General features: G+C 73.7%; 9 protein-coding genes. 5 read left to right on the top strand and 4 right to left on the bottom strand.

The window, feature by feature from the left end; all coding sequences use genetic code 11:
• Window positions 1-87 precede the first annotated feature (87 nt).
• Window positions 88-423 (top strand): VOC family protein, encoded by a 336-nt coding sequence (locus AC1UE4_RS10200; protein WP_482917114.1) that lies wholly within the window; start codon window positions 88-90, stop codon window positions 421-423.
• A gap of 166 nt (window positions 424-589) precedes the next feature.
• On the opposite strand, the gene AC1UE4_RS10195 is transcribed toward AC1UE4_RS10200, so the two are convergent.
• A complete protein-coding gene (locus AC1UE4_RS10195) occupies window positions 590-2,041 on the bottom strand; it encodes a hypothetical protein (RefSeq protein WP_482917113.1) in 1,452 nt (483 codons plus the stop codon).
• A gap of 149 nt (window positions 2,042-2,190) precedes the next feature.
• On the opposite strand from AC1UE4_RS10195, the gene AC1UE4_RS10190 reads away from it, so the two are divergent.
• The 3 genes from AC1UE4_RS10190 to AC1UE4_RS10180 are packed head-to-tail and all read left to right on the top strand — an operon-like array spanning window position 2,191 to window position 7,846.
• A complete protein-coding gene (locus AC1UE4_RS10190; RefSeq protein ID WP_482917112.1) occupies window positions 2,191-4,386 on the top strand; it encodes a neutral/alkaline non-lysosomal ceramidase N-terminal domain-containing protein in 2,196 nt (731 codons plus the stop codon).
• 37 nt (window positions 4,387-4,423) lie between these two features.
• A complete protein-coding gene (locus AC1UE4_RS10185; protein WP_482917111.1) occupies window positions 4,424-7,159 on the top strand; it encodes an MMPL family transporter in 2,736 nt (911 codons plus the stop codon).
• Between the two features lie 9 nt (window positions 7,160-7,168).
• The gene (locus AC1UE4_RS10180) at window positions 7,169-7,846 is read left to right on the top strand and encodes a DUF5069 domain-containing protein (RefSeq protein WP_482917110.1); all 678 of its coding nucleotides are present in this window, start codon (window positions 7,169-7,171) and stop codon (window positions 7,844-7,846) included.
• On the opposite strand, the gene AC1UE4_RS10175 is transcribed toward AC1UE4_RS10180, so the two are convergent.
• Complete coding sequence (locus AC1UE4_RS10175) at window positions 7,847-8,131, bottom strand: DUF4242 domain-containing protein (protein WP_482917109.1); 285 nt, start codon at window positions 8,129-8,131, stop codon at window positions 7,847-7,849.
• 174 nt (window positions 8,132-8,305) lie between these two features.
• Between AC1UE4_RS10175 and AC1UE4_RS10170 the strand changes: the two genes are divergently transcribed.
• Window positions 8,306-9,613, top strand: a complete 1,308-nt coding sequence (locus AC1UE4_RS10170) for a sigma-70 family RNA polymerase sigma factor (protein WP_482917108.1) — start codon at window positions 8,306-8,308, stop codon at window positions 9,611-9,613.
• 1 nt (window position 9,614) lies between these two features.
• On the opposite strand, the gene AC1UE4_RS10165 is transcribed toward AC1UE4_RS10170, so the two are convergent.
• Window positions 9,615-9,926, bottom strand: coding sequence for a hypothetical protein (locus tag AC1UE4_RS10165; RefSeq protein WP_482917107.1), 312 nt, complete (start codon window positions 9,924-9,926; stop codon window positions 9,615-9,617).
• Window positions 9,927-9,974: 48 nt separating this feature from the next.
• Window positions 9,975-11,831, bottom strand: coding sequence for a translational GTPase TypA (gene typA / locus AC1UE4_RS10160; RefSeq protein ID WP_482917106.1), 1,857 nt, complete (start codon window positions 11,829-11,831; stop codon window positions 9,975-9,977).
• Between the last annotated feature and the right edge of the window lie 51 nt (window positions 11,832-11,882).

The raw sequence follows: 11,882 nt of genomic DNA, 5'->3' as shown, positions 1-11,882 counted from the left end.
GCGCGCGCAACCACGTTCTCTGGGGGCAGCGATGAGTACGGGCGATGACCCGGGTCTCAGTCGGTGGTGATGCACCGGACCCATCCCGTGATCCACTTGGAGCTGCACACCGGCGACCTCGCGGGCGCGCGCTCCGTCTACGCCGAGCTGTGCGGCTGGCGGCAGGACCGCGTGCGCACGGCGGGCGGCTCGTACCTGTCGCTGGAGCTCGGCGGCGGGCTCGGCGGCGGGATCGTGGAGTGCGTCGCGCCGCGGCCGCTGTGGCTGCCGTACGTCGAGGTGCCGGACATCCACGCCGCGATCGCGGGAGCGCGCGCGGTCGGGGCGACGGTGCTGCTCGAGCCGCGGGAGGGGCCCGTCGGGTGGCGCTGCGTGGTGGCGACGCCGGCGGGCGGCGAGATCGCGTTCTGGCAGCGCAAGTGACGACGGGGGGACAGACCCTCAACATGAAGGGACTGTCCCCCAACGTGAAGGGACTGTCCCCCAACGTGAAGGGACTGTCCCCCAACGTGAAGGGACTGTCCCCCGACGTGAAGGGACTGTCCCCGGACGGGAGAGAGCGGCTTGAGGCTCGCGCCGCGGAGCCCGCCTAGCGCTTCAGCGTCACGGCGACCTTGCGGGTCGTGGACGCGCCTCCCGCCGCCGGCTTGAACGTCGCGGCGAGGGACAGGCGGGCGGAGCGCTTGGACCGCAGCGCGCGACGGGCTGCTCGGGTGAACGAGACCCGGACGCGGGCGGTCCCGGCGGCGCGCAGGACGGCGCGGCCGGACCCGACGCGACGCCCCGCGGAGCGAGCGACGACGGACACGGAGCCCGCACCGGTGCCGGACACCGACACGGTCAGGCCACGCGACAGCGCGACGCGAAGCTTGGCCCGCGACGGCTTCACCGCGCCGACCGCCGCGCCCGCGCCCGCACGCGCACCCGCGCCGGCGCCACCGCCCGACGACGCCGGAACGCGCCCGTCACCCGAGACCGCGTCCCCGGACGCCTTCGGCTCGTACGCGGACGCCGGCGGGATGTCGGCCGGCCCCCAGTGCGGGTGCCGCGCGCCCTCGACGAGCAGCACGTTCGACGTCGGCACCGGCCCGCAGCCGCCCGCGATGTCCGGCACGTCGACGACGTAGATCCCGTTCGTCTGCGCGTAGGCGATGTGCCGCCCGTCGGGGGCGAACGAGAGGTTCTCGTACTTGCCGCCCGCCGGCAGCGACGACTCGATGCACGGCTCGACCACGTCGGGGTTGTCGTGGAACGGCATGAGGTCCTGCGCCGGCGCCGTCATCGGGTCGTAGAGCACGCGGTAGATCCGCAGGTGGTCGCTCGAGAACCCGGAGATCCCCGCCGCGAGCTTGCCGTCGCGCGAGATCTCGACCTCCTCGACCCCGGAAGCCCCGTTGTCGTCCCAGAACCACCGCTTCAGCGCGTCGCGCGTCCCGGCCCCCGACACGGTGTTGATGACCGCGTCCTCGTTCGGGGACACGCTCGCCCCGGACCGGATCAGGCGCGAGTTGCCCCACCACGACGGCCCGATCCACCCGGTCAGCAGCCCGAACTCGTCCGACGGCGTGAAGCGGTCGGAGTGCGTGATCCCGACGCCCCACCGCGACGACAGCACGTAGCACGGGGGAACGCTCTCGCCCGAGCACGACGAGTGCTCGTAGTACGACGAGTTCTGCCACTCGTACGCGATGAGCGACCCGTCGGGGGAGATCTCCGGCTCGAACGGCCCGGCGAACTGCGAGACAGGCCCGCCCGCCGGAGCGCCGTCGCTCACGTACGTCCCGAACTCCGCCAGCACGTCGCCGGTCCGCGACAGCTTCTGGATCTTCTCGCCCGGCACCAGCGCCGCCAGCATCCCGTCGTCGGCCTGCGACACGTACGAGTACGTCCCGGTCCGCGTGACCTGCTGCTTGCGCGCGCCATCCGGCGAGGCGAGCCAGATGTCGCCGTCCTTCACGTAGGCGATCGAGTCGGCGGCGGCCGGCGCGGCGGCGACGAGAGCGGCGCAGAGCGCCAGGAGAGCGGGAGCCGTCTTGAGCATGCGGCGGACCGTAAGAGCGACCCCCGGACCCCCGCCTCGGGGGATCACCTAAACGGAGCATCGGGGTGGGGGAGAACCGAACCGGAAGGCGGAGAACCGGCGCCCCGCAGCGCCGCCGCTGGCACGATCCGCCGACCGTGCGACGACTGGTGACCATCACGATCCTCCTCCTTGGGGTGACCGCACCGACTGCGGCGGCGGGGACCCTGAAGGCCGGCGCCGCCCGCGCCGACATCACGCCCGCCAACGGCGGCACGACCCTCGGCTACGTCCGCCCCGACATCACCGTCAAGGGCGTCCACACGCGCCTGATGGGCCGCGCGCTCGTGCTCGACGACGGCACGAAGAAGATCGCGCTGCTCGCCACCGACCTCGGCTTCCCGCTCGACAAGGAGTCGCTCGTCGCGCGCGTGAAGGACCTCGGCTTCAGCCACGACACGATCCTCTACACGGGCACGCACACCCACTCGGGGCCGGAGGAGCTCGCGCCCTGGCAGGTGGAGCAGCTCGCACGCGCGATCCGCGAGGCCGACGCGAACAAGGTCCCCGCGAAGGCGGCCTGGGGCGACGGCCGGGTGACCGCGGTCAACCGCAACCGGTCGATCGAGGCGCACCTCGCGAACTTCGGGTTCGACCTCTTCTACGGCGAGGGCAGCCCCGAGGACGCGCCGAACGGTCCGGACAGCACCCGCGACATGCGCCTGCGCGTCCTGCGGGTGGAGCGAACGGACGGCACGCCGCTCGCCGCGTGGATGGAGTTCCCCGTCCACCTGACCACGTCGACGCCGGGCGTCGACGTGTGGGACGCCGACCTCGCCGGCGCGGCGGAGCACCACCTCGAGGGAGCCGTCGGCAAGCGCGACTTCGTGGCCCTGTGGTCGAACGGCGCCTCGGGCGACCTCATGCCGCTGTTCGACAGCTACAACGCGACCGCGACGATGGACCTGCTCGGCAGGCGGATCGCCATCGAGGCGCGCCGCGCATGGCGGACGGCCCGAAGCAAGCTCGAGAACGACCTCCCGCTCGACGTTCGCTGGACGCGCGCCTGCTACTGCGGCCAGGAGGTCGAGCCCGGCCACCGCGTCGCCTCGACGCCCGTCTTCGGCCTGCCGTTCCTCGGCGGCTCTGAGGACGGCGCGTCGATCTTCCACGAGCCGCTCGCCACCGAGGGCCGCCGCCTCCCCGCCGCGGCCGCCGACCCCGTGCAGGGTCGCAAGATCCAGGTCGTCCCGTCCGAGCCGCTCGGCGTCCACGAGAAGCAGCCCGAGATCCAGGTTCTCCGCATCGGCGACCGCCTGCTGCTCGCCGCCCCCGGCGAGCCCAGCGTCGAGATGGGCCGCCGCTTCGAGGCCGCCGTCAAGCCGCTCCTGCCGAACGGCATCGAGGACACGATCGTCGTCGGCCTCTCGAACGACTACCTCGGGTACCTCACGACGCCCGAGGAGTACGACATGCAGCACTACGAGGGCGGCCACACCGTCTTCGGCAAGTGGACTTCGCTGCTCGCGCGCGACACGTTCGTGACGCTCACGCGCGCCCTGCAGTCGGGCGTCCCCGCGCCCGACCCGTCCGTGCCCGGCGGGCTGGGGAGCACGGACAAGGGCAAGCCCGACGTCGGCGGCGGCGGCGTCGCCGGCAAGCTCCTCCAGGCGCCGACCGGGACGGTGGAGCGGATGACCGTCGTCGACGTTCGCTGGAGCGGCGCGGCCAAGGGCGTCGACCGGCCGCTCGACGCGCCGTTCCTGGCGGTCGAGCGCAAGGCCCGCGACGGCGCCTGGGTCGCCGCCGACTCGGACCTCGGGCTCGGCGTCATCTGGCGCGAGGCCGACGGCGCGTACAGCGCCCGCTACGACGTCCCGCCCGACCTGCCCGCCGGGACGTACCGCGTCCGCGTGAAGTCCGCCGCCTACGACCTGCCGTCACAGCCGTTCACCATCGCGGCCAGCGACGACATCAGACCGCTCGGGGTCACGGCCAGCCACCTCAAGGGCAAGCGCACGCGCCTGCTCGTCACCGCTCAGAACCCGGCGCCCGACCCAGCGCGCGCGATCACCTACCGCGACGTCTCGCCGTCCGGCGGCCGCGCGGTCCTGAAGCTCGCGGGCAAGCGCGTCGTCGCGCGCTGGGACGCGAAGGCCGGCGGCTGGGTGGCGGTCGTCACCAAGCGCATCCGGAGCGGCGCGACCGTGACGCTCGCGCAGCTGAGCGACCGCGCCGGCAACCACGTCGCGAAGGCCGCGCAGCTGAAGGTCGGCCAAGTCGCGCAGGTCCAGTGGCCCCGCACGATGGGCGTCGGCGGCGGCCGCACCCCCGGCCCCACCGGCCAGGGGACCTTCCCGCCGTAAGCGCCAGTTGACGCCCCTCGCGGGGTAAGACGCCGCCATGCGCACCGCCACGGCAGGCGAGCGAACGGCACGGACGTACGCACGGGCCGTCGTCGCGCTGCGCTTGGTCATCGTCCTCGGCTGGATCGCCGCCGCCGTCGCAGCGTGGGTCCTGCTGCCGTCGCTCGGCGGGTCGAGCACCGCGCCGCTCGGCGACATCGTCCCGACGGACGCGAAGGCGATCACCGCGCAGCAGCGCGCGCTGCAGCTGTTCGGCTCGACCGTCGGCACCGACACGGCGATCGTCCGCCGCAACGCCGACGGTCTGCGGTCGAGCGAGGTCGAGGGCGACGCGCGGCTCGCCAAGGCGGCCCGCGACCGGCAGCTGCCGGCGGCGCTGAACGGCGTCCGCGCCGCCATCCCGGTCCCCAACGCGCCGATCCCGGGGGTCGAGTGGCGCGAGCGCAACACGGCGACGATCACGTACCTGTTCCTCGATCCGTCGCTCAACCTCAAGGAGCGCGACGAGGTCGCGCACGCCTACGTCCAGCAGATGGTCAAGGCGCCGGGCACGACGATCGGCGTCACCGGCGCGGGGCCGGCGCGGCTCGAGCAGTTCGACCAGATCGACAACGCGCTGCCATGGGTCGAGATCGCGACGGTCGCGGTGATCCTGCTCATCGTCTCGCTCTACTTCCGGTCGGTCGGCGCACCGCTCGTCACGCTCCTCACCGGCGCCATCGCGTACGTCACGGCGATCCGGATCATCGCCTGGTGCGGGGAGCGCGCCGGCGTGACCGCGCCGAGCGAGATCGAGCCGGTCCTCGTGGTGCTGCTGCTCGGGCTCGTCACCGACTACACGGTCTTCTTCCTGTCGGAGAACCGGCGCGCCCTGCAACGCGGGGAGGAGCGGGTGCCGGCCGCCCGCGCCGCGACCGCGCGGATCGCGCCCGTCGTCCTCACGGCGGGCACGGTCGTCGCCGCCGGCGCGGTCTCGCTGCTGGCCGGCGAGATGGAGTTCTTCCGCGTCTTCGGCCCGGGCCTCGCGCTCAGCGCGCTCGTCGTGACGCTCGTGTGCGTGACGTTCGTCCCCGCCGTGCTCGGGCTCCTCGGGCCGCGTCTCTTCGGCCGCATCGAGCCCGAGCCGGACAGCGAGACCGCCGCCGTTCCCGCCGACCTGCGCGGCGACCCGGACGTCGAGCACCGCCGCGAGCGCTGGCGCATGCGCTTCTCCGGGCCGCTGGGCGCCTGGCGCGCGAGCCGCAGCCACGCCCGCAGCGAGGGCGGCCGCGTGCTGCCGGCGTTCGCCGCGCGGATGCTCGCCGCGCGGCCGGTGTCCGCCGTGGTCGTGCTCGTCGCCGTCGTCGTGCTCGTCATCGCTGCGAGCGGGGGAGCGAACGCGCGGCTGGCGGTCTCGTTCATCCCGTCGCTGCCGAAGGACACCGAGACGCGCAGCGCCGCCGACGCCGCGGCGCAGGCGTTCGACGACGGCGTGCTCTCGCCGACCGACGTCGTGATCGAGGAGCCGGGGATCGGCCGCCGGCCCGACCGGCTGGCCGCGCTGCAGCGCGAGCTGCAGCGCCGCCCCGGCGTCGCCGCCGTCCTCGGGCCGAGCCAGCCCGCCGGCACGCCGCTCGAGGACCTCGTTGTTGCGAGCAACGGCGCCGCGGTCCGCTACGCGATCGTGCTCGACGAGGAGCCGACGGGCTCCCACGCGGTCGACGACCTGCGGCGCCTGCAAGCCGACATGCCCGCGCTGCTGGAGAGCGCGGGGCTGCCGCCGACCGCGAGCGTGTCGTACGCCGGGGAGACGGCGCTCGCGGCGGAGACGATCGACTCGCTCAAGTCCGACCTCAAGCGGATCGCCGCCGCGACGCTCGTCGTGACGTTCCTGCTCCTCGCGCTCTTCCTGCGGGCGCTCGTCGCGCCGCTCATGCTGCTCGCCGCCAGCGTGCTCGCGTTCGCCGCGTCGTTCGGCCTGGCGTCGTGGATCCAGCCCGAGCTGCTCGGCACGGACGACTTCATCTACTACGTGCCGCTCGTCGCCGGCGTGCTGCTGATCGGGCTCGGATCCGACTACAACGTCTTCATCGCGGGGCGCATCCGCGAGGAGGTCCGCCGGCGCCGCATGCGGGAGGCGATCGCCGTCGGCGCGCCCGCCGCGTCGCGCGCGATCAGCGTCGCGGGCATCACGCTGGCGGCCACGTTCGCGCTGCTGGCGCTCGTGCCGCTCGAGCCGTTCCGCGAGCTCGCCGTGCTGATGACGATCGGCGTGCTCGTCGACGCGCTGTTCGTCCGGCCGGTGCTCATCCCCGCGCTCATCGCCGTCGCGGGCCGGGCGTCGTGGTGGCCGGCGCGGCCGCATCGCCCGCCGCCGTCGCGCACCGTCGTGGAGCACCTGGCCGCGCGTCTCGGCGGCTCGCCCGCGGAGGCCGAGCGCGTGATGCTCGCGACGCTGGCCACGCTGGGGGAGCGGATCCCGCGCCGCGAGGCGTGCGAGCTCGCCGCGCAGCTGCCCGAGCCGCTCGCCGCGCCGCTGACCCACGACCCCGGCGACTGCGATCCGTTCACGTGCGACGAGTTCATCGCTCGCGTCGGGCATCGGGCGACGCTGCCCGAGGAGCGCGCCCGCGAGGACGCGCGCACGGTCATGGAGGTCCTCGAGGACGTCGTGGGGAAGACCGAGCTCGACTACGTCCGCGCGGCGCTGTCGGAGGACTACCGCTGGCTCTTCGGCGACGCCGCGGATGCGCGCTTCATCCGCTCGGAGGACACCGCGCCGATCACCTCGTAGGGTCGGGTGATGCCCATCGCGCCACCGACCTCCGGCCCCGGCATCGACGCGGCGCCCGACCTGCGCGTGACCGACCCACCGCCGCTCGACTGCGCGCTGCAGGGCTACGCGTGGATCCCGCGGATGCTCGCCAAGGCGCGCGCGACGCTCGCGGGGACGGCGGGGCGGTACCAGTTCGGCTGCCCGGTCGACCACACGTGCATGGCGCGACTCGGTGTGACCCCGGAGGTGGTGCTCGATCTCGCCGCGCGCCACGCCGACGACGAGGCGGTGCTCGCCTGGCTGCTCGAGCTGGGCATCCCGCCGGCGGGCGAGGCGTGGTTCGACGGGCGGGCCGTCGAGGACGAGCTGCAGGAGACCGGCATCTACCTGCGCGTCCGCCGGCGCGAGGACCTGGAGGACGGCGTGTTCGCGGGCAGCGAGCACGGCGCCGACGTGACGGTCGTGCTCGTCGAGCGCGAGCCCGACGCGGTGGAGGACTGGCACGCGCACCCGGGTGCCGAGGTCGTCGTCGTCACGCGCGGCAGCGCGACGTTCTTCCTGGGCGAGCGGCAGGCGCGGATCATCCGCAGCGACGAGGTCGTGCGGATCCCCGCCGGCGTGCTGCACCGCGTGGTGAACACGGGCCGCGAGACGCTGCGCGCGGTCGCGGTGCAGGCCGGCGGGGACATCGCGGTCGTCGGCTGACTAGACCGGCATCGACCGCGGCCCGGTGCTGTCGAAGACCGCGGTGACCTCGGAGACGACGTTCGCGGGGAAGTTGCCGCGGCGGGCGTGCTCGAGGATCACCTCGGCGCTCTCGGCCTCGTGGACGCAGTAGATCTTGTCGCCGGCGACGTAGCTGTGGCGCCACTTGTACGGCTTGTCCAGCTCGTCGACGGCCTTGTTCGACGTGGTCGTGATGCCGCGGAGCTCCTCGTCGCTGAGCTGGCTGGCTCCGGGGACCTCGCGCTCGATGAGGAAGGTGGGCATGAGCGCCTCCTGTTCGGTCGGTGGTGAGCGATCGGGACGCTATGCCGGGCGCGGGGCGCTGCCATCCGCGGAACTGCCGTAGTTCGCTGCGAGCTGTGCCGTATCGGCTGCGACAGTGGTCCGTTCGCTTGCCTTGGGGGGCGAACCGGAGCGACCGTCGCCCTCATGGCTCCCATGGAGCAAGCCATCGCGATGCCGGTCGCGCCGCGGCGCCGGCTGCGGCCGCGCCGCGGACACGATCCGCAGGAGCTCGTCGTCGCCGTGATCAAGGAGCACGCGGAGTCGCTGCTGCGGGTCGCGCGGCGGTACACCGACAGCGCCGCCGACGCGGAGGACGCGTACCAGCGGGCGATGGAGATCTTCGTGCGGTCGGCGCACCGGCTCGATCCGCTCACCGCTCACCGGTGGCTGCACACCGTGCTGAAGCACGAGTGCTTCGCGGTGCGCGAGGCGCGGAACAAGCTGGTCGGCGTCGAGGACGAGACCGAGCTCGACGTGCTCGACGACGGTCGTTGCGTCACGTCGGTCGAGGAGCGGGCGGAGCGCTTCGACGACCTCGCCCACGCCGCGGAGGCGCTGAAGCGGCTCAAGCCGGCGGAGGTCACCGCGTTGGTGCTGAAGGCGCAGGGGCTGTCGTACAAGGAGATCGCGGAGCGTCAGAACTGGACCTACACGAAGGTCAATCGAGCTCTAACGGAGGGCCGTCGCGCTTTCCTGGCGCGGTTCGAAGGGATCCAGTCGGGCGCGGAGTGCGAGCGGTGGACGGGCGTGTTGTCCGCGATGGCCGACGGAGAGGCGCGGGCGCAGGACGTCCTCGCCGTCCGGCCGCATCTCCGCAACTGCGCGGCGTGCCGGGCGACGCTCGCGGCGATGGACCGCGCCCCCGCCGCGGCCGCCGCGGTGGTCCCGGTGGTGGGAGCCGGAGGCGGGCTGCTCGCGCGCATCGGCGAGTGGCTGAGCGGCCTGGCCGAGCCGGTCGCCAAGGTCCAGTCGTCGCTCGAGGCCGCGGGCGCCGCGAAGGTCGCCGCCGTCGCCGCGTCGGCCGCCGCGATCGCCGGCGGAGGCGTCGCCGTGCACCGGGAGGTCGTCGCGCCGCCGCAAGCGCCGGCCTCTCCGCCCGCGAAGACAGCCTCCGCACCGGCGAAGACCACCTCTTCCCCGGCGCCGCTCGAGCACCGCGTGGCCGTCGCCGCCCCGGCGGAGACCTCGGCGCCGCCGCGTGAGGAGACCTCGCCGGGCGCCGCGTCCGAAGAAGCGAGATCTGCCCCCGCGGCGGAGACCGATCCCTTCGGGATCGAAGAGGAACCGCGGACCTCGCCGCCCGCGGAGACGTCGCCCTTCGGCGCCGCGGCGACGCGCGAAGATGGCGGGGCGGCGACGTCCACGACTTCTTCGGCCGGCGGGGCGGTCGCGAAGACGTCTCCGCCGCGGAAGACTGCGCCGGAAGCGAGCGGCGGGTCTCCGGAGTTCGGGTTCGAGTGAGCTAGGCGGCGCGGGCGGTGGCGACCCGGGGCTCGCGCATCCGCAGGACGCAGAGGGGCGTTCCGCGGTGGTCGTGGAGCGTCCCGCCGTGGAGGTGGCCGTCGAGGGCGCTCGGCAAAGGGATCACTCCGCGCGCCTCATGCACTCGGCGCAGCGCGGCGACGCGGACGGCGCGGGTCGCGTTGCGCGGGCTGAGGCGCCATCCGGCGGCGACCAAGGCGCTGCCGTGCCACAGCTCCCATCGCCAGCGCCGGCCGACGCGGCTGGGCGGCAGGGTCTCGATCGCGTACTCGAACTCGGGCGGCTCCTGCATCACGGCGCAGACGCTAGCGAGGTGGGCGGGGGAAGAGGGCCTCTTCGCTCAGGCGGGGACGGAGGACTCCCCACGCGCCCGCCGGCGCGCCGCCTTCTGCCGCGAGACGGCATCCAGCGCGACCTTCCGCAGCCGGACCGCGCCCGGCGTCACCTCGACGCACTCGTCCTCGCGGAGGAACTCGAGCGCCTGGTCGAGCGACAGCGTGCGCTTGGGCGTGAGGCGCTCCAGCTCGTCCGCCGTCGAGGACCGCACGTTCGTGAGCTTCTTCGGCCGCACCGCGTTGACGTCGAGGTCCTCGGCGCGGACGTGCTCGCCGATGATCATGCCCTCGTAGACCTCGTCGCCGGGCTCCACGAACAGCGTCCCGCGCTCCTGCAGCTGGAAGCACGCGTACGCCGTGACGGCGCCGGCGCGGTCGCTGACGAGCGAGCCGGTGGTCCGGGTGCGCAGCTCGCCCGCCCACGGCTCCCACCCGTCGAAGACGTGGTGCAGGACGCCGGTGCCGCGCGTGACGGTGAGGAACTCGGTGCGGAACCCGATCAGCCCGCGCGCGGGCACGCGGAAGTCCATGCGCACCCAGCCCGTGCCGTGGTTGACCATGTCCTCCATCCGGCCCTTGCGCTCGGCGAGCAGCTGGGTGATGACGCCGACGTGCTCGTCGGGGACGTCGATCGTCACGCGCTCGAACGGCTCGAGCACCGGGCCGTCGCCCTCGCGGCGCGTGAGCACCTGCGGCTGGCCGACGGTGACCTCGTAGCCCTCGCGGCGCAGCGTCTCGACGAAGACGCCGAGCTGCAGCTCGCCGCGGCCCTGGACCTCCCACGAGCCGGTCGAGCCCTCGCGCTCGTAGACGCGCAGCGAGACGTTGCCGATGAGCTCAGCGTCCAGCCGGTTCTTCAGCAGCCGCGCGGTCAGCTTGTCGCCGTCGCGGCCGGCGAGCGGCGAGGTGTTGATGCCGACGATGACCGACAGCGAGGGCTCGTCGACCTCGATCACCGGCAGCGGGCGCGGGTCCGCGGGATCGGAGAGCGTCTCGCCGATCGTGACGTCGGCGAGGCCCGCCACGGCGACGACCTCGCCGGGGCCGGCGACGTCCGCGTCGACGCGGTCGAGCGCCTCGGTGACGTAGAGCTCGGTGACCTTCGCCGGCTCGACGGTCCCGTCGCGGCGGCACCACGCCACCTGCTGGCCCTTGCGCAGCTCGCCGTTGTGGACGCGGCAGATCGCGAGGCGGCCGACGTACGGCGAGGCGCCGAGGTTCGTGACGTGCGCCTGCAGCGGCGACTCGGGGTCGAACGCGGGCGCGGGGATCGTGTCGACGAGCAGGTCGAGCAGCGGCGCGAGGTCCTCGCCCGGCTTGCCCGCCTCCAGCGACGCCTGGCCGGCCTTCGCGTTGCAGAACACGTGCGGGAAGTCGATCTGGTCCTCGTCGGCGTCGAGGTCGAGGAACAGCTCCTCCACCTCGTGGACCACCTCGTCGATCCGCGCGTCGGGGCGGTCGACCTTGTTGACGACGAGGATCACGGGCAGCCGCGCCTCGAGCGCCTTGCGCAGCACGAAGCGCGTCTGGGGAAGCGGACCCTCCGACGCGTCGACGAGCAGGAGCACGCCGTCGACCATCGTCATCCCGCGCTCGACCTCGCCGCCGAAGTCCGCGTGGCCGGGGGTGTCGACGATGTTGATCTTCACGCCGCGGTGCCGGATGGCGGCGTTCTTGGCGAGGATCGTGATGCCGCGCTCGCGCTCCTGGTCCATCGAGTCCATGACGCGGTCGTCCACGGCGGCGCCCTCGCGGAAGGCGCCCGTCTGGCGCAGCATGGCGTCGACCAGGGTCGTCTTGCCGTGGTCGACGTGGGCGATGATCGCCACGTTCCGGAGGTCGTCTCGCTGCTGCGTGCTCACCCGCAACAGGTAAGCAGGCGCCCGTTCCGCGGAAGGTGCGGAATCGACGCG

It is taken from the genome of Parviterribacter kavangonensis, from assembly GCF_056863335.1.
The sequence above is the reverse complement of the archived record's forward strand: the minus strand, read 5'-3'. Positions and strand labels throughout refer to the sequence as shown.